This window comes from Agrobacterium sp. 10T429, assembly GCF_056393925.1.
Genome location: NZ_JBFTGV010000002.1, coordinates 774394 through 792533 on the forward strand (window position 1 = coordinate 774394; position 18140 = coordinate 792533).

The window sequence follows — 18140 nt, forward strand, 5'->3', positions numbered from 1 at the left end:
GATGGGAGAATGCGGAGATCAAAGAGCCAAAATGTGAATTGTTTGGGGCAGACACGTGACTAGAATTAGACGTTGCCTAATTGCCACAAGGGTTTTATTAACCCTACCGGAAACTTAATTTCTAATATATCGAATTTAAACTTAGTTATATTCAAATTAAATTTAAATTACATTACCAATAAAAATCCACACAATTCTTTTACGGCCCACGGACAGCTTGCGATTTGCGATTATATCCAGCAAATAGGGCGTGTATGAGCAAATGCAGGTCCGCTGTGAAAGAAAATATACCGAAGACAGTCTTGATAACGGGTGCCGCCCGGCGGCTCGGGCGGGCGATCGCCACGGATTTGGCCTCGCATGGCTTTGCGATTGCCGTCCACGCCAACGCCTCTATGGGGCAAGCCGAGGAATTCGCTAACGAAATAAGGCAAAAAGGCGGCAAGGCCGTTGCCGTTCAGGCGGATCTGACACAATCATCGCCAACAATGGCGCTTGTCGAACAGGCATCTTCGGCGCTCGGCCCGATAGGCGTGGTCGTCAACAATGCATCCATTTTTCTGGACGATTCGGCAGAAACGCCCGATCCGGCAATCTTCGACGCGCATTTTTCCGTGCACGTGCGGGCGCCTTCCCTCATCGCGGCCGCCTTCGTTCAGCAATTGCCTCAGGATAAATCCGGACTGATCGTCAACATCATCGATCAGCGCGTACTTGCGCTTACGCCGCGTTTTTACTCCTATACGCTTTCGAAATCGGCACTTTGGACAGCCACACGGACGATGGCGCAGAGTTTTGCGCCGCGGGTGCGCGTCAACGCCATCGGGCCGGGTCCCTCCTTCAAAAGCGAAAGACAGGCGCCGGAGGACTTTCAGGCGCAGATCGACGGCCTTATATTAAAGCGCGGTCCGGAACCCGACGAGTTCGGGCGGACGATTCGCTTTCTTTTTGATACGCCGTCGATCACCGGACAAATGATCGCGCTCGATGGCGGCCAGCATCTTGGCTGGGAAACCCCTGATGTGGCGGAGATACCTGAATGAACGGAAAGAAGCTGCCTGACGGCGGTATTCTCTTCGATGAAACCGATGACGAAGACGACGATGCAAACCTTGCCGCGACAGACGCGGCCGAGGCACCGCGCGACGTTGCCGGCATGGACTGGAATGCCGGCTGGAAAAACGAATCCGGCCTGAAGGGCATGGATCTGATCGGCGAATTCGTCAAACACCTGCCGAACTCGCCGGGTGTCTACCGCATGTTCAACGAGGCGAACGACGTTCTCTACGTCGGCAAGGCGCGCTCGCTGAAGAAGCGCGTCGGTAACTATGCCCAGGGTCGCGTGCATTCCAACCGCATTGCGCAGATGGTGCGGCTGACCGCCCATATGGAATTCGTCACCACCCGTACGGAAACCGAGGCGCTTCTCCTCGAGGCGAATCTCATCAAACGCTTGCGGCCGCGCTTTAACGTGCTTTTGCGCGACGACAAGTCATTTCCCTATATCCTGATCACAGCCGACAATCGTGCACCGGCGATTTTCAAGCACCGGGGTGCGCGGGCGCGCAAGGGCGACTACTTCGGACCCTTCGCCTCTGCCGGAGCCGTTGGACGCACGATCAACTCACTGCAACGCGCGTTCTTGATCCGCACCTGCACCGACAGCGTTTTCGAAACCCGCACGCGTCCCTGTCTTCTTTACCAGATCAAGCGCTGTTCCGGCCCCTGCACACATGAGGTGAGCGATGAGGGGTATGCGGAACTCGTCAAGGAAGCAAAGGATTTCCTGTCCGGCAAGAGCCAGAGCGTCAAGACCGCGATTGCCCGGCAGATGAACGAGGCGGCCGAGGATCTCGACTTCGAGCGCGCCGCCGTCTATCGCGACCGGCTGGCAGCGCTCTCGCACGTCCAGAGCCATCAGGGCATCAATCCGGCCGGCATCGAGGAGGCGGATGTTTTCGCCATCCATCACGAGGGCGGCATATCCTGCATCCAGGTGTTCTTTTTCCGCACCGGCCAGAACTGGGGCAACCGCGCTTATTTCCCTAAGGCCGACCCGTCCCTGCCCGGCTCGGAAATCCTCAATGCGTTTCTGGCGCAATTTTACGACGACAAACCGGTGCCGAAACAGATCCTGCTTTCCGAAACCGTAGAGGAACAGGAATTGCTGGCCGCTGCTCTTGGCGAAAAAGCCGGACACAAGGTCACGATCAGCGTGCCGCAGCGCGGCGAGAAGAAGGACATCACCGACCATGTTCTTGCCAATGCCCGCGAGGCGCATGGCCGCAAGCTGGCGGAAACCTCGTCTCAGGCGCGGTTGCTGAAGGGGTTCGCGGAAACCTTCAACCTTCCTTACGTGCCGCGCCGGATCGAGATTTACGACAACTCGCACATCATGGGCACCAATGCCGTGGGCGGCATGGTGGTGGCGGGGCCGGAAGGCTTCGTGAAAAACCAGTATCGCAAGTTCAATATCAAATCGACCGATATCACTCCCGGTGACGACTTCGGCATGATGCGTGAGGTCATGACCCGCCGCTTCTCGCGCCTGTTGAAGGAAGAGGGCAAGCCTGACCGCGCGCAGACGCTGACGCCCACACCCGAGGAAGCCGCGGACATGCCCTTCCCCGCCTGGCCGGACGTTATCCTGATCGATGGTGGTCAGGGACAGATGACGGCGGTGCGTGCCATCCTCGATGAGCTCGACATTCGCGACAGCGTGATTGCCATCGGTGTCGCCAAGGGTGTGGACCGCGAGGCGGGCCGCGAGCGCTTCTTTGCGGATGGCCGCAGCGATTTTTCCCTGCCGCCGCGCGATCCCGTGCTTTACTTCATCCAGCGCATGCGCGACGAGGCCCACCGTTTTGCCATCGGCTCACACCGGGCGCGACGCAAGAAGGAAATGGTGCGCAATCCGCTGGATGAAATTTCGGGGATCGGCCCAGGACGCAAGCGCTCGCTGTTGCAGCATTTCGGTACGGCCAAGGCAGTTTCACGCGCAGGCCTCAACGATCTAATGAATGTCACCGGCATTTCAGAAGCAGTAGCGCGGCAAATCTACAATCACTTCCATGAGAGCAGTGGTGATTGAAGGCGCACTGTCGCAACGAACTGCTAAAAAAACATAATAACGTGTTGACCCTATGCGTCAGGGGCGGCATCAAGGCAGCTTATCCAGACTGACAGGTTTCCCATGGCTTCGCGCGCATACAGCATTCCCAACCTTCTCACCTATGCCCGCATTCTGGCGGTTCCCGTCATCGTTTTGTGTTTTTACATCGAAGGAAAGCTGGAAAGCTCGGATTTTGCGCGCTGGACGGCACTTTGGCTGTTCATCGTCGCCTCGCTGACCGATTTTCTGGATGGTTATTTGGCGCGTATCTGGAACCAGACCTCCAATATCGGCCGCATGCTGGACCCGATCGCCGACAAGCTGCTGGTCGCCTCAGTGCTGCTCTTGATGGCAGCGGACGGCACCATTGCCGGCTGGTCGCTCTGGGCCGCCATCACCATTCTCTGCCGCGAAATTCTGGTCTCGGGCCTGCGTGAATATCTGGCGGCGCTGAAGGTCAGCGTTCCCGTCACCCGCATCGCGAAGTGGAAGACCACCATCCAGATGGTAGCCATCGCCTTTCTTCTCGCCGGTCCCGCGGGAGACAAGGTTCTGCCCTACACGACCGAGATGGGAATTACGCTTCTCTGGCTTGCAGCAGCGCTGACCATGTACACCGGCTACGACTACTTCAAGGCGGGTCTCAAGCACATCGTGGACGAAGAATGATGACGCGGATCGTTTATTTCGCCTGGGTTCGCGAAAAGATCGGCACGGCGGAAGAGGAGCTGGATATCCCCTCCTCCGTTACCACGGCCGGTGAGCTGATCGCCTATCTCTCAACCCTTGGCGAAAACTACGAAGCCGCCTTCGAATTTCCGGATGTGATCCGCGTTGCGGTCAATCAGGAACATGTTGAACATGACGAAAGCATTGCCGGTGCGCGCGAGATCGGCATTTTCCCGCCCATGACGGGGGGATAACCGGATGCAGCCGACGGTCCGCGTGCAGGCACAGGATTTCGACGCTGCGGAAGAAACCCGCAGGCTGACGGAAGGCGACAAGAGCATTGGCGCGGTGGTGGCCTTCACCGGGCTTTGTCGCGATGATGGCGGCACGCTCGCGGCGCTGGAACTCGAGCATTATCCCGGCATGGCCGAAGCGGAAATGACCCGTATCGCGCAACTCGCCATCGAACGCTTCGACCTCCTCGGCCTCACCGCCATTCATCGCCATGGCAAGATCGCCACCGGCGAGAATATCGTCCTCGTCATTGCCGCTTCCCGGCACCGGCAGGCCGCTTTTGACGGTGCAAATTTCGTGATGGACTACCTCAAGACGTCCGCCCCATTCTGGAAAAAGGAACACGGCAAGGATGGCACGAAGGGCGACTGGGTTGCCGCAAAGACGACCGACGACACGGCCAAGGACAAATGGCGGTAACGCGTTGTGTTTTCCCGCACTTCCGGACGAAAACCGGACGCCACCCCTCCTGGAAATGCTCTAGGGCGCTTCCACTCTGCTGCGCATGACGATCAGCCAGCCCACCAGAAGCGCCAGAACCGCCGCATCACGCCAGATAACCGGGCCGTAACCGACCCATAGCGTTTCCGCGAACCCGACGGCAGCAGCCCCGAGCGCGCAGACGAGCGGGCTTGCATAACCGCCCGCTGCCGAAATCAGCACGACCTTCAGGCCGAACACCAGACCGGCACCGAAATCCATGGTGCCGTAATAAAACGTGGCGAGGACGCCGGCGATGGCGGCAAGCAGACCCGCTGCACAGTAAGACAGCAGGAACACCCTGCCTGCATTTACCCCGCACAGTGACGCGGCGAAAGCATCGTCCGACACCGCCTTCCAGCGTCTGCCAAAGCCGGAACGCTGGAGGTAGAAAGTGCCTGTGAGAACGAGCAGGCAGAAGACAGCCGTGTTCAGCATCTGCATCGACGTCAGGGTGACGGCGAAGCTTCCATCGGCCCAGAATCGCACCGGCTCCGACAAAAGCGGCGGCAGCCATAATTGTCGCGTGCCGGCGGCAAGTCTGGCACTTTCGGTGAGCGCGATCAGCACGCCAATGGCGGCGACCGTCACCGCATTGGGGGAGGCTTTCGCCAGGGGCCGCATCACCGCCCTGCCGATGAAAGCCGCCGCCCACAGACCGCCGAAAAGACCGGCCCCTGCCCCAAGCGCGAGTGTTGCAGGCAAGATCAGCCACAGCCGGTTCCAGCCAAAATCGGCAAACAGCAGACAGGTCTGACCGGCGAAAGCGAAAATCGCGCCATAGGTGACATCGGCCCGTTTCGTGACCGAAAAGGCGATGGCATAGCCGAACGCCAGAACCGCATAAAGCGAGGCTACCGGTACGGCATTCAGCAATTGTTGCAGGAAATAAGCCAATCCGTTCTCCCCATCGCATTATAACTATTAAAATCCATTTTGATAGTTATAATGTCGCCATGACATTTCGCTGGACAGAACATCGTTTCGCAGGCGGCGCATTGGCCCTCGATGTCGCCAATAGCGTCATCCTGCGCGCGGACGCGGCAAAATCGGTCGACCGTTTTGCTGTGCCTGAGCAGATCGCCACCTTTGCCGAGGCGTCGACCCGACTCGGAGCGGAGCGCGACAGGTTTCCCGCACTCATCGTGCCCGAAGCGGACATGAGGCAGGTATTTCTCGATCTTCGCGAGGCGATCGACGATTATTTCCGCGCTTCGATGACGAATGGCGACGATGACGACGGCCGGCTGGCAGGGCTTCTCTTCGCTTGCGGCACGGCACTAAAGTTGTTTCCTCTGCGAGAGAGCCTTGCCAATGCGACCGCCCATTCAGCTCTGTCGCTGCTTGCGGCGGAGACGCGGAAACGGCTGCGGATTTGCGGCAATTGCGGTTGGCTTTTCATCGACCGCAGCAAGAACAGAAGCCGCATCTGGTGCGACATGACGGTGTGCGGCAACCGGCAGAAAGCCAGCCGGCATTATCACCGCAAGAAGGAAGCGCAGGCATGAAAGGAATAACCATTCCGTTGCTGGCGATCACTATGGTGCTCGGTCTTTGCGGTTGTCAGCGGGACGAGCCGCGCGATGTCGCGAAGGTTTCCGGCCGCATGTTCGTCTTCAATTACCGTGTGGCGATTGCCACCTATCTCGTGACCTTGCAGCGCATCGCCCCCATCCGCGACGGCAGCACGTTGGAAGCGACCTTCGAAAATCCCCGCGGCGGCACCGAGCTGACGACCAGGGAGAAGATTTTCCCGGCAGATGAAAAGATCGCCGTTCAAAGTCCGCCGGTCGAATGCGTCAAGCAGGACCGCCCCTACAAGGTCACGATCCGCATCAAAGGGCCGGAAGGCGATGTGCTGCAGACGATAGAGACCACCATCCGCTCCGACACCGACCAATCGCTCCTTCCCGCCAAACCGCTGACGATCGGCCCGCTCTACACGCCCAACCCGGACGTGTTCAAAGCGGACGGCACGACGGATATGCGGCCAGTCGAGGGGTGTCCGGCGTCGTGAAAACCTCCCCTCATCCATGGGCTCGTCACAGGACTGAGGCCCGTGGGGATGGCTTCGGCGTAAACTTCTATCGGCAATAAAACAAAAAAAACGGAGCCTTTCGGCTCCGTTTCATCGAGTCTTTTCAGCGGCTTCATGCCATCGCCTGAGATGGCGATTCAAGCCGTTGATATTTTGAATCAGCCGACGATTTCGGTTTCGGCGAACCAGTAGGCGATTTCCTGTGCGGCGGTTTCAGGAGCGTCCGAACCGTGAACGGAGTTCTCGCCGATGGAAAGCGCGAAGCTCTTGCGGATGGTGCCTTCAGCAGCCTGGGCCGGGTTGGTTGCGCCCATGATTTCGCGGTTCTTGAGGATAGCGTTTTCGCCTTCCAGAACCTGAACGATGGTCGGGCCGGAGGTCATGCCTTCAACGAGTTCGCCGAAGAAGGGACGCTCTTTGTGAACGGCGTAGAAGCCTTCTGCTTCGCGCTTGCTCATCCAGACGCGCTTGGAGGCGACGATGCGCAGACCGTTGTCTTCAAATACCTTGGTGATCGCGCCAGTCAGGTTACGCTTGGTTGCGTCCGGCTTGATCATCGAAAATGTGCGTTCAATCGCCATGTGTCCGTTTCCTTTTCCTATAGAGAAAGTGGGCGGTCTTTACCCGCCCAAAGGCCCGAAAACAAGGGGGATCAACCACATTGCGACGATGGCTGCAGACATTTCACGCCGCTGTCACACTGCGGCCTCTGGCGTCGTGGAGGTCAAGGCAGCCTTCGAACCAGTCACGGACGGGGTCGTTTTCGGAAAACAGATCCGCTCCGGTGGTAATCCTTGCCCATTGCAGCGCACCGAAAACAATGTAATCCGCAAACAGCGGCGATGAGCCGCCGATGAAAGGCTGGAAGCCCAGCATGCGGCGGATCGGCGCCAGGAGCGCTGGGAAGGCCGCGATTTCCGCCTCACGGTTCGCCACCACATCCTCGAGCGTCCGGCCGAGCGCCTTCGTCCTGCTGTCGCGGAAATAAAGGCGGTCAGGCTCATCAAGCATATTGTGGATATCGAGCACGGCAATGCGGGTGATGGCCGGGTGCAGTACCGTCTGCGACCAGCTTTCAACGAAACGCGCCATCGCCTTGCCGCCTTCCCCGTTAAACAGCGACGGCCGCTCCGGATAGGCCTCATCCAGATAAAGGGCGATCTCGAAACTGTCGCTCACCAGCTGGTCGCCATCACGAAGGATCGGCACGGTCCTCGAAAAACCGTCCTCCACCGTCGGGATGACCGTGAAGGGCAAGGGACGCTCCTCGAACTCCAGCCCCTTATGCGCCAGCGAAAGCACGGTTTTCCAGCAATGGGGGGAGAACGGCCGTGCGCTATCGCTTCCGCAAAGTGAATATAAGGTTCTGGAGGTCGTCATAGGCTGCACCCTCTTCTGCTACATCGATGATGCGATATAAAAACGACCGCCGCCTGAAATCAAATCAGGATTTGTCATACTACTGATCAACAAACGCATCCGGCGCTCAACCGTCCCCTCCACGAGAATTGGGGTCTCACGGCAATGAAAACCTCGTCAGGTTTAGCCTATTTTAAACCGTTGCTTGTAAGAATAATCGTGTTCAACAATCGGTTATCACCGGTGCATTCATAATTTATTGGTATTGGGGCTGTCAGTGACGTCAACGGCGGGCGATAAAAAACGCGAGAAGGCAAGGAACGGTCTCGTCTTTACAAAAATTGCTCAGTTCATCGACAAGATGAATATTGCACCGCTGCCGCGAAACTACGAACTGATCTACGAAATATTGTCGGGGCATAACCCGGCGATGGGACGTGATATTCTCGCCCTTGGCAACGCGCCGCAACAGCATGAAATCGATATTGTCGGCCAGAGACACAATCTGCCGGGTTTTTCGAAGATCGAGGCCGAGCAGATGGCAGCGACGGCCTTCGAGACGCTGAAGCAGATTTCCGCGCGACTGGAAGCCGGCCTGCAACGCACCGAAACATTTATTGCCAGTCTTTCCGGGCAAGATCACTCAGAGCTGCCTGCAACGGAGCGGCTTGCGCAATTGATGGGCGATATTCACGAGGAACAAACGAGTCTCCGGCATTTCGTTTCCATGGGGCTGATGAAAATCCGCGAGGTTGAGAAAAGCCGGACCGATCTTCAGGCGAGTTCCCTGCGTGATGCCTTGACGGCGCTTCCCAATCGGGCGGCTTTCCTCGAGAAGCTCGGCGACCTGTTTTCGGGCGATCAGAGAGCATCCGCCACATCGCTTGTGCTGCTCAACATCGACCATTTCCGCGAAATCAACGGCAAATACGGCCCCACCGCCGGCAACAAGGCGCTGCGCCGGCTGGCAGCGCTTTTCCGCAAGACGATCAAGAAGGACGATTTCGTTGCCCGCATCGGCGGAAACGAGTTCGCTTTTCTGTTCGCCGACGTCTCGCAAAATACGGCTGAAGCAATTGCAGAGCGGTTGCGGCAGAACGTCGAGGCGCTGCGTTTCGTCACCAGTGAGGGAGACGGCGAGCATTTGACCGTCTCGATCGGCGTTGCGGCAGTGGACTGCACCGCGACATCAGCGGAATTTTTCAGCCATGCCGAGCTCGCCCTGCTGTCCGCACGCTGCGGCACGCGCAATTGCGTCATAGGCTACTCCCGGGACGTGGCTCAACGCAGCCGCAGCAGCTATCTGGCGCAGCTCGGCTGTTGAAGCTGCATATCTGATCTGGTGTGGCGCGCGCGCTCTTGCCTTGGCCACGCAGTTCGGCCAAAACGGCGCCATGATTACGATTACCGATCTCTCCGCCCGCATCGCCGGGCGCCTGCTTCTCGACCACGCCAGCGTGACGCTTCCGGCTGGCGTGAAGGTGGGCCTCGTTGGCCGCAACGGCGCCGGCAAATCCACTCTTTTCCGGGTCATCACCGGTGACTTTTCAGCGGAAAGCGGTTCGGTAACGATCCCGAAACTGGCGCGCATCGGCCAGGTTGCGCAGGAAGCGCCGGGAACGGAAGAATCGCTGATTTCCATCGTGCTTTCCGCCGACAAGGAGCGCAGCGCGCTGCTGGCCGAGGCGGAAACCGCAACAGACCCGCACCGGATCGCAGAAATTCAGGTGCGGTTGGTCGATATCGACGCGCATTCGGCCGAAGCCCGCGCGTCCAGCATTCTTGCCGGTCTTGGCTTCGATCACGAGGCGCAGCTTCGCCCCGCCTCTTCGTTCTCCGGCGGCTGGCGCATGCGCGTGGCGCTCGCGTCCGTGCTGTTTGCCGAACCCGACCTCCTGCTGCTCGACGAGCCGACCAACTATCTCGACCTTGAAGGCACGCTCTGGCTGGAAGACTATATCCGGCGTTATCCGCATACCGTCATCATCATCAGCCACGACCGCGATCTGCTGAACAATGCCGTCAATTCCATCGTGCATCTGGACCAGAAGAAACTGACCTTCTATCGCGGCGGATACGACCAGTTCGAGCGCCAGAAAGCCGAAGCAGACGAATTGCAGATGAAGGCGAAGGTGAAAAACGACGCCGCGCGCAAACATCTGCAAAGCTTCATCGACCGTTTTCGCGCCAAGGCCACCAAGGCGCGCCAGGCGCAAAGCCGTATCAAGGCGCTGGAGCGCATGGGCACCGTCGCCGCCGTGATCGAGGACCACGTCCAGCCGATCACGTTCCCGGAGCCGGAAAAGCAGCCCGCCTCACCCATCGTCGCCATCAATGGCGGTGCCGTGGGTTACGAGCCGGGCAAATCCATTCTGAAGCAGCTCAATCTTCGCATCGATAATGACGACCGCATCGCGCTGCTCGGTTCCAACGGCAACGGCAAATCGACCTTTGCGAAATTCATCTCCGGCAGGCTTGCGCCGCAAGCGGGCGATCTTCGCATCGCCCCGGGCCTGAAGATCGGCTTCTTTGCGCAGCATCAGCTGGACGATCTCGTGCCGGACCAGACACCGGTCGAACACGTGCGCAAGCTGATGCCGCTGGCGTCTGAAGCGCAGGTGCGGGCGCGGGTGGCGCAGATGGGCCTTGCGACGGAGAAGATGGCGACGGCTGCGAAAGACCTGTCCGGCGGTGAAAAGGCCCGACTGCTGATGGGACTTGCGGCCTTCCATGCGCCAAATCTGCTCATCCTCGACGAACCGACCAACCATCTCGACATCGACAGTCGCCGGGCGCTGATCGAAGCGCTGAACGACTATAACGGCGCCGTCATCCTCATCTCGCACGATCGGCATCTCATCGAGGCAACTGTCGACCGCCTGTGGCTGGTGGCCGACGGCACGGTGAAGACCTTTGAAGGCGACATGGAGGAATATCGCGACCTCGTCGTCTCTTCCGGAAAAAAGAAGGAAGAGAAGACAGAAGCCGCCGCCGACCAGACATCGAAAGCCGACCAGCGCAAGGCCAACGCCGAAAAACGCGCTCAGCTTGCGCCGCTGAAGAAAAAGATCAATGAAATCGAATCTTTGACGGCGAAGCTTGAGAAAATGATTCAGTCGCTCGACAAGGAACTGGCGGACCCTGCTTTGTACGAAAAGGCACCTGCCAAGGCCGCGCAGAAAGTCAAAGAGCGTGGCGAAGCCGCGAGTAAGCTTTCGGACGCCGAGGAGCAGTGGCTGATGCTTTCGAGCGAATATGAGGATGCGATGACGCAGTGATGCGTCATCATGCTGGTGCGAAAATCTAAGCGCATTCCCTGCGAGGCTGCAGCCGCTCGAGCGGCACGGCGGGCGAATAAAGATAGCCCTGACCGAAACGGATTCCCATCTGCATGAGCAGCCTGCTCTGCTCTTCCGTTTCTATACCTTCCGTCACCAGCGTGGCGCCGTAACGTTCGGCGCTTTCGAAGGCGAGCGCGATGGCCTCCCGGAACCGCGACTGTTCAAGCCGGGACGTCATCCAGTGATCGATCTTGACCTCCTTGAAGGGGAACCGCGCAAGCAGGGTGAGTGCCGCATAACCGGTGCCAAAATCATCGAGCGCCAGCCGCACGCCCGCTTCGCTCAATCTGTCGAAATTCTGCTGCACGATGTCGATGGCCGGTATCCTGCTCATCTCCGTCACTTCGATCGACAGACGGTGCGCCGGGACCCCCATCTCGTTCAAAAAGGCCACAACCCGCTCTCCGAAGCCCGCAGTGGCAAAAGACGATGCCGAAATGTTCACCGCCAGATGAAAGTCCGGGTCGAGGCCCCGCAGGTCGATGAGGTCGCGGACGACGGCTTCGATCGTCGACCATTCAAACTCCACCAGCAGCCGGTGACGCTCGGCAATCTCCAGCACGTAATAGGGCGAAAGCGGCTGTCCGCACGCATCCACGGCCCGTAAAAGAGCCTCCGCGCCAATCATGCGGCGATTGTGCATTTCGAATTTCGGCTGATAAAATATCGGCGGCTTGCCGGATCTGATCCAGTTGACCAGCATCTGGCGCACCCCCTCGTCCCGCGTGGCCTTATCGGCGAAGGAGAAGGGGAATATCTGCACCGGATTTTCGCTTCCTCGCAGCGCAAGACTAAGCTGCCGGAGGAAGGAAGCCACGTTCTGCCGGGAAAGCTTATCCAGATTAGCGGCACCGATTTTCAGATGCGGCACCGGTTCTGGATCCGCAGACCGTGAAAATGTACTTAACCCGTCGTGGAGACGCATTATCAGCCTTGTGCTTTCCGACTTCTCGAGCGAAATCCCCGACATGACGACTGCAAGCGTGGTATCGCCGAACATGAAGCTGCGCGGTGCATTGGAACTCGACAGCAGACCGTTGTCATCGTTGCAGATTTCCTGTGCCAGCCTCGGCCAGAAAAGATCGCCCCAATCCTCGCCCTGGCAGGCGGCGACATCGGCCATATTGACGATTTCTATGAGAAGGAGAGCGTGCGGAACGGCCGGCTCCTGCCGCATCACGACTTCGATATGGTCTTTGAGGGCACGCCTGTTGGGCAGGCCCGTCAACGAATCCGTCCGCGCCGCAGCATCGCGTGTCCTTGCCTCTTCACGCGCCCGCGCCTCGCTGCGCAGCAACAGAAACAGACAGGCGATCATCGGCAACCCGACCAACGAACCGAAGATGCGCCGTCCGACGTTACTGAGAAAAACGTCCTGATTTATCATGCTGAGACTATAGGTCACGCAAACAGCGAACAACGCCGCGAAAATCCTGACCGCGAATACGCCGAAGACCTCGCGGACGCCGAGTTCAGTGAGACTGCGCCGGCGCATCCAGCCATACATTGCCATCCCGAAAGCCGAGATAATGCTCATATCCAGAAAAGCGGCCCCAAAGAGTGCCGGACCACCAAACAAAAATCGCCCTGCGGAGACGAGCGCCAGGCTTATCAAGCCGCCTTGCCAGGACCCCAACACGCCAGCCAGGAACAGCAGGTCAGAGCGGATATAGGGCTTGGAAGGCAGCTTGATGAACTCGGATACCAGTAGCGTCAGCAAGAAACCGGTAACCCCGAAGATGATGCCGTAGTAGATTTTGTAACGAGCGTCATCGAGAGCGATGTTTCGCTGCAGAAGGATCAGCACCGACACCATGCCGACAAGGGCCGCAGCCTGGAGCAGCAGGAATGGCAACTCGGCGGCTGACGCGGCCGCCTGGGCGGCGATCAATTCCATCATCTCTGCATGTCCCCCGGTCATTACTATTCTTTTGCCGTGGTTCCGGCGTTTGACCTTCACAAATCCCGCGTTTACGCAGGAAAATCAGTACATATAGCCAATCGCTCCACACGACCTCTCGCTCCACCGCGGGCTGCCCTCGGCGAAATCGCCGGACAGGTGCCAACAGCAAGCGACTGACAAGACACGAGTTCGAGTACCTCCTCACCGCCGGCGTCGCACAATGCCGAGCAGGAAAATCAAGAAACGAAGCGAAGCGCCAACCAACAACCAAACGAAAAAACCATCGAGACAGTCTGCCGCACGAATTTTACGCCGACACTAAAGAACTTAGTGTAGATAAGATGCGAGAATTACGCTGTATGTATTTATTTGACAATTGCCTTCGCTGAAATCCTGAAAAAATCCATATAACGAGGTATTTTCAATTCTGATTATAATACATTTAATAATGAAATTTATATTGATTTAAATATATACTATACATTAATATTTCGGAACTTAACTTCGATTTCGAATTTTAAAAGCATTAAGTTATGAAAATCAATACTTTTAAATTTGAAACAATATTTTCACATTTCAAATATTAGGCAACATAAAATATGCATACCGATTTTTGCCATGCCGTTACGCACCGAAAAAAGACGAGACCTGCAAGGACGATCGCCTTGCTCCTTTGAGCGTTTCTGTTAAAAAACTCGTAAAGTCACACTTTATCCCACGCATCATACAAATGGGTCCCACTTCATGTCAGCCACCAAGCTTGCCATCGTCGGCGTCGGCAAAATCGTTCGCGACCAGCACCTTCCCGCCATCGCAGGCAATCCGGATTTTGAATTGATCTGCACGGCCAGCCGCCACGGTACCGTGGATGGCGTCGCTTCTTACGGCACCATCGAGACCATGCTGGAGGCCGTCGAGGATATCGAGGCCGTATCGCTCTGCATGCCGCCGCAGTACCGTTACGAGGCTGCTTATGCGGCGCTGAATGCCGGCAAGCACGTTTTCCTCGAAAAGCCGCCGGGCGCAACGCTTTCGGAAGTTCAGGATCTCGTTCGTCTTGCGGATTCGAAGGGTCTTTCGCTATTTGCAAGCTGGCACTCGCGTTATGCGCCGGGCGTTGAAGCTGCAAAGGCGTTTCTCGCCTCGACAAAAATCGACAGCGTGCATGTCATCTGGAAAGAGGATGTGCGCCACTGGCACCCCAACCAGGCATGGATCTGGCAGGCGGGCGGTCTCGGTGTGTTCGATCCCGGCATCAATGCGCTGTCGATCATCACCCACATCCTGCCCCGCGCGCTGTTCCTGACCAAGGCAACGCTTGAGTTCCCGGAAAACCGCGACGCGCCCATCGCTGCCGAGCTGCATTTTTCCGATGTTACGAAAATGCCCGTGCGCGCCGAGTTCGACTGGCGCCAGACCGGCAAGCAGAGCTGGGATATCGTTGCCGAAACGGCGGCCGGGCAGATGGTGCTTTCGGAAGGCGGCGCGAAGCTCTCCATCAATGGCGAGCAGGCGGTGTCGGAACCTGAGCGGGAATATCCGGCGCTCTACGAGCGTTTTGCGGAAATCATCAAGGCCGGACGCTCTGATGTCGATCTTGCGCCATTGACTCATGTGGCCGATGCCTTCCTGCTCGGCCGCCACAAATTCGTGGATTCCTTCTACGACTGAGGAGCCGAAAGGCTTTTGGAAGCCTTCCGGAAGACAGGTGCATCAAAGGGCGCGGCTGACGAAACGGTCGCGCCCTGACTTTTTTGCCTGATACAGTGCCTCGTCAACGCTGCGCAAAAGCGTGGCGCGGTCAGCACCGGCCTGAGGGGCGATGGCGCCGCCAATGCTGAGACGCGCACCGACCGCCTGCCCGTCAACATCAAAGGGTTCACGGAAGGCTGCCAGAAGCCTGTCTGCCAGTCCGTTCATCACCTCAGACCTGCTGGGACGGGGAATGAAAATGGCGAATTCGTCGCCTCCCATGCGCACCACCGTATCTTCGCTGCGGATCGAATTGCGAATGCGGTCGGCGGCAGCGGTCAGCACCCTGTCACCCGCCGGGTGGCCGAACGTGTCATTGATCGCCTTGAAACCGTCCAGATCAAGATAGAGCACGCCGAAGGCCTCGTTCTCACGCAGAGCCGCGCCAAGCTGGCCATCGACAATCGCCTCCAGCGCCTTGCGATTGTAAAAGCCGGTCAACGGATCAGTCATCACCGCATCCCGCAATTCACGCTCCGCCAGACTCATTGTGAAATTGGCCTTCTGTAGACGCAGGAGTGCGGCCGCCAGCAGCGCAAAGTGCTTCAGATTGTCAATTTCGCTTTGAGAGAATTTTCTCGGCACCGTATCGACAAGGCAAAAGGCGCCGACCACAAGACCCGGTTCCAGCTCGATCGGCGCGCCAGCATAGGAACGCAATCCGGGACCGCCCTTCACATAGGACATGAAGCGGAAATCCGGATGCTGGGTCAGATCGGAAATGACCACGACATCCTGACTGGCAATTACTCGGTTGCAGATCGACAGATCGCGCGGGCATTCCGAAAGTTGCATTCCCGCCTGTTCGGCAATATGGAGCCAGTCCTCGTCGACGATATGGACGGCCGCACGCGGGACGTCAAAGACGCCCTGCCCCAATCGAGACAGCACTTCCAGTTCCGGCATCTCGGCATTCTTGACGGACATGATTGACCGCACCGCGACCAGACGCTCTATTTCCCCGTCGGGCCGTGAAATCGCCTGTCCCATGATGATGTCCTTCTGCTGTTTCGTCTGTGGCAGCCGCCACCGTCCGTCACCTGTCGGCCGGATCAGACAGCTATGTCTGATTCGGCTCATAATGCGAAAACCGACAGGCGGCGCCACATGCGAATTTTTGCCAGTCTTTTTGTGTGGGAAACTGTGATCAGGCCTTCTTCTGCCAGCGGCCTTCCGGCGACTGCTGCCAATAGGTCAGCGCATGACCTTCGGTCTTCAGCCTTTTCCAGTGGTTCCGCGCCATTTCCAGCTGGTAGGCATCGTATCCGTCGAACATGAACACTATCCGCTCATAGCCCTCCACCGCCGGAGGTTCGGCACCGTCGACGAGAAAGCGGACACTCGCCTCGTTACCGTTCGCATTCGACGCCGTCAAAAGAATCGGCTGATTTTGCGGCGCGGCAGAGCTATCCGTTGCGTGCGGCAGAAAACTGTCGTCACGAAAGGTCCACAGATGCGTGTCGAGGAAATCGCGGCGCTCCTCGTCCACCGTCTGGATCGCGACCTTCCAGCCGCGTTCCAGCGATTTTTCGAGCAAGGGCGGCAATGCATCCTCCAGCTTCGATTCCGTCAGATGGTAGAACAGGATTTCAGTCATCTGCGGACTTGCAGCTCCGGTCGCATCAATCTTCGTAATGGGCGCGAACGAGTTCGTTCAGCAGCCGCACACCATAGCCGGATCCCCAGGACTGGTTGATCTCGGTCATCGGCGAACCCATGGCGGTGCCGGCGATATCGAGATGCGCCCAGGGTGTTTCGCCCACGAAACGCTTGAGGAACTGAGCGGCGGTGACAGAGCCCGCCAGACGGCCGGAGCTGTTCTTCATGTCGGCGAATTTGGAATCAATAATCTTGTCGTAATCCTTGCCCAGCGGCATGCGCCACAGCTTTTCCGCCGTAACATCGCCCGCCTGCGAAAGACGTGCAGCCAACTCGTCATCATTCGAGAAAAGGCCAGCCTGAAGATTGCCGAGTGCAACCGTGATCGCTCCCGTCAAGGTGGCGAGGTTGATCATGAATTTCGGGTTGAAACGCTCCTTGGTGTACCAGAGCGCATCGGCGAGAACCAGCCGGCCTTCGGCGTCGGTATTTATGATCTCAATGGTCTGGCCGGACATGGAGGCGACGATATCGCCGGGACGCTGGGCGTTACCATCAGGCATGTTCTCCACCAGACCGATGACGCCGATCACATTGGCTTTCGCCTTGCGGGCCGCGAGCGTTTGCATGAGGCCGGTCACGGCGGCAGCGCCACCCATGTCGCCCTTCATGTCTTCCATGTTAAGGCCGGGCTTCAGCGAGATACCGCCGGTATCGAACACGACGCCCTTGCCGACGAAGGCGATAGGCTCATCCTTCTTGGAGCCGCCGTTCCACTGCATGACCGCAAGCCGGGGCGGACGCGCCGAACCCTGCGCCACACCGAGAAGCGCGTTCATGCCAAGCTTCTTCAGCTCCTTCTCGCCGAGAATTTCGACCTCGACACCGAGCTTCTTTAACTCTTCCGCCTTTTCAGCGAATTCGACAGGACCGAGAACATTCGGCGGCAGGTTGACGAGATCACGCGCCAGGACAACGCCGCCCGCGACGGCCTCGGACACGGCAAAGGCCTTTTCCGCCTCCTGATGGACTGCCGTCACGATGACGATTTCTACTTTCTTCGGCGACTTCTCATCATCGGATTTCTTCTTGGTCTTATAGGCATCGAAGCTATAGGCACGCAGCAGCAGGCCAAGCGCAAAATCCGCAGCCGCCTGCGCACCGACATCGACGCCCGGGGCATCTAGATAGACGGCTACCTTGTCCGCCTTCCTGAAATTGGCGGCAGCGGTGCCGCCGGCACGCAACCAGTCATGGGCGACAAGTTTCGCCGGCTTGCCGAGGCCAATGACGAGAAGCCGGTCGGCGCCCGAACCCTGCGGCGCAATCACGTCGAGTGTCGTCATGGACTTTGCGGAAAAGCCTGAAATCTTTGCCGCCCGTTCAAGCACGCCGCCCGGATCGGCTTCCGATGCGCCGGCAGCTGCCTGCGCCTCACCCGAGGCTTGCAGCACAACGGCAAGGGTATTTTCAAGCGAGGCGGAATTGGCGAAAGAAATATCGAATTTGGCGGACATGTTTTCCTGCTCTTCGTGGATAACTTGCGTGTGCGCCCGATCATGGCCTTTTCGGCCCCCGGCGCAACCCTGCATT

Annotated in this window: 17 protein-coding genes; 10 read left to right on the forward strand and 7 right to left on the reverse strand. The window is 58.2% G+C overall.

Going from position 1 to position 18140, the window contains the following annotated elements:
• The first annotated feature begins 254 nt into the window (after positions 1–254).
• The 5 genes from AC1DCP_RS08795 (at position 255) to AC1DCP_RS08815 (ending at position 4495) form a co-directional block, all read left to right on the forward strand.
• Positions 255–1043, forward strand: a complete 789-nt coding sequence (locus AC1DCP_RS08795; protein ID WP_003512437.1) for an SDR family oxidoreductase — start codon at positions 255–257, stop codon at positions 1041–1043.
• A complete protein-coding gene (uvrC, locus tag AC1DCP_RS08800; protein ID WP_013635857.1) occupies positions 1040–3091 on the forward strand; it encodes an excinuclease ABC subunit UvrC in 2052 nt (683 codons plus the stop codon). The genes AC1DCP_RS08795 and uvrC overlap by 4 nt, the downstream gene beginning before the upstream one ends.
• A gap of 102 nt (positions 3092–3193) precedes the next feature.
• On the forward strand, positions 3194–3781 hold the full coding sequence (pgsA, locus tag AC1DCP_RS08805) for a CDP-diacylglycerol--glycerol-3-phosphate 3-phosphatidyltransferase (protein WP_003512433.1): 588 nt from the start codon (positions 3194–3196) through the stop codon (positions 3779–3781).
• Positions 3781–4035, forward strand: a complete 255-nt coding sequence (moaD, locus tag AC1DCP_RS08810; protein WP_065688192.1) for a molybdopterin converting factor subunit 1 — start codon at positions 3781–3783, stop codon at positions 4033–4035. The genes pgsA and moaD overlap by 1 nt, the downstream gene beginning before the upstream one ends.
• A gap of 4 nt (positions 4036–4039) precedes the next feature.
• Entirely contained in the window at positions 4040–4495 is a 456-nt protein-coding gene (locus AC1DCP_RS08815; RefSeq protein ID WP_013635855.1) for a molybdenum cofactor biosynthesis protein MoaE, read from the forward strand.
• A gap of 60 nt (positions 4496–4555) precedes the next feature.
• Here the strand turns inward: AC1DCP_RS08815 and AC1DCP_RS08820 are convergent, their stop codons facing one another.
• Entirely contained in the window at positions 4556–5452 is an 897-nt protein-coding gene (locus tag AC1DCP_RS08820) for a branched-chain amino acid ABC transporter permease (RefSeq protein ID WP_065688191.1), read from the reverse strand.
• A gap of 59 nt (positions 5453–5511) precedes the next feature.
• Between AC1DCP_RS08820 and AC1DCP_RS08825 the strand changes: the two genes are divergently transcribed.
• Both AC1DCP_RS08825 and AC1DCP_RS08830 read left to right on the forward strand, forming a co-directional pair.
• Positions 5512–6063, forward strand: coding sequence for a CGNR zinc finger domain-containing protein (locus AC1DCP_RS08825; RefSeq protein WP_065688190.1), 552 nt, complete (start codon positions 5512–5514; stop codon positions 6061–6063).
• Positions 6060–6572 (forward strand): hypothetical protein, encoded by a 513-nt coding sequence (locus AC1DCP_RS08830; RefSeq protein ID WP_065688189.1) that lies wholly within the window; start codon positions 6060–6062, stop codon positions 6570–6572. The genes AC1DCP_RS08825 and AC1DCP_RS08830 overlap by 4 nt, the downstream gene beginning before the upstream one ends.
• Positions 6573–6751: 179 nt before the next feature.
• On the opposite strand, the gene ndk is transcribed toward AC1DCP_RS08830, so the two are convergent.
• Positions 6752–7174, reverse strand: a complete 423-nt coding sequence (gene ndk / locus AC1DCP_RS08835; protein WP_003502118.1) for a nucleoside-diphosphate kinase — start codon at positions 7172–7174, stop codon at positions 6752–6754.
• 103 nt (positions 7175–7277) lie between these two features.
• Positions 7278–7973 carry a glutathione S-transferase family protein gene (locus AC1DCP_RS08840; RefSeq protein ID WP_013635852.1) on the reverse strand — a complete coding sequence of 232 codons (696 nt, stop codon included), beginning with the start codon at positions 7971–7973 and terminating at the stop codon, positions 7278–7280.
• Positions 7974–8229: 256 nt separating this feature from the next.
• On the opposite strand from AC1DCP_RS08840, the gene AC1DCP_RS08845 reads away from it, so the two are divergent.
• Positions 8230–9276, forward strand: a complete 1047-nt coding sequence (locus AC1DCP_RS08845; protein WP_065688188.1) for a GGDEF domain-containing protein — start codon at positions 8230–8232, stop codon at positions 9274–9276.
• Between the two features lie 70 nt (positions 9277–9346).
• The gene (locus tag AC1DCP_RS08850) at positions 9347–11230 is read left to right on the forward strand and encodes an ABC-F family ATP-binding cassette domain-containing protein (protein WP_025592992.1); all 1884 of its coding nucleotides are present in this window, start codon (positions 9347–9349) and stop codon (positions 11228–11230) included.
• A gap of 25 nt (positions 11231–11255) precedes the next feature.
• On the opposite strand, the gene AC1DCP_RS08855 is transcribed toward AC1DCP_RS08850, so the two are convergent.
• Positions 11256–13193 (reverse strand): EAL domain-containing protein, encoded by a 1938-nt coding sequence (locus AC1DCP_RS08855; RefSeq protein WP_065688301.1) that lies wholly within the window; start codon positions 13191–13193, stop codon positions 11256–11258.
• A 747-nt stretch (positions 13194–13940) separates the two neighbouring features.
• Between AC1DCP_RS08855 and AC1DCP_RS08860 the strand changes: the two genes are divergently transcribed.
• Entirely contained in the window at positions 13941–14867 is a 927-nt protein-coding gene (locus AC1DCP_RS08860) for a Gfo/Idh/MocA family protein (protein WP_003512408.1), read from the forward strand.
• Positions 14868–14909: 42 nt separating this feature from the next.
• Here AC1DCP_RS08860 and AC1DCP_RS08865 read toward each other — a convergent pair whose 3' ends face one another.
• From AC1DCP_RS08865 to AC1DCP_RS08875, 3 genes are all read right to left on the reverse strand, one after another.
• Positions 14910–15938, reverse strand: coding sequence for a sensor domain-containing diguanylate cyclase (locus tag AC1DCP_RS08865; protein ID WP_038492754.1), 1029 nt, complete (start codon positions 15936–15938; stop codon positions 14910–14912).
• A gap of 157 nt (positions 15939–16095) precedes the next feature.
• On the reverse strand, positions 16096–16545 hold the full coding sequence (locus tag AC1DCP_RS08870) for a DNA polymerase III subunit chi (protein ID WP_003512404.1): 450 nt from the start codon (positions 16543–16545) through the stop codon (positions 16096–16098).
• Between the two features lie 25 nt (positions 16546–16570).
• Positions 16571–18064, reverse strand: coding sequence for a leucyl aminopeptidase (locus AC1DCP_RS08875; RefSeq protein WP_065688187.1), 1494 nt, complete (start codon positions 18062–18064; stop codon positions 16571–16573).
• Between the last annotated feature and the right edge of the window lie 76 nt (positions 18065–18140).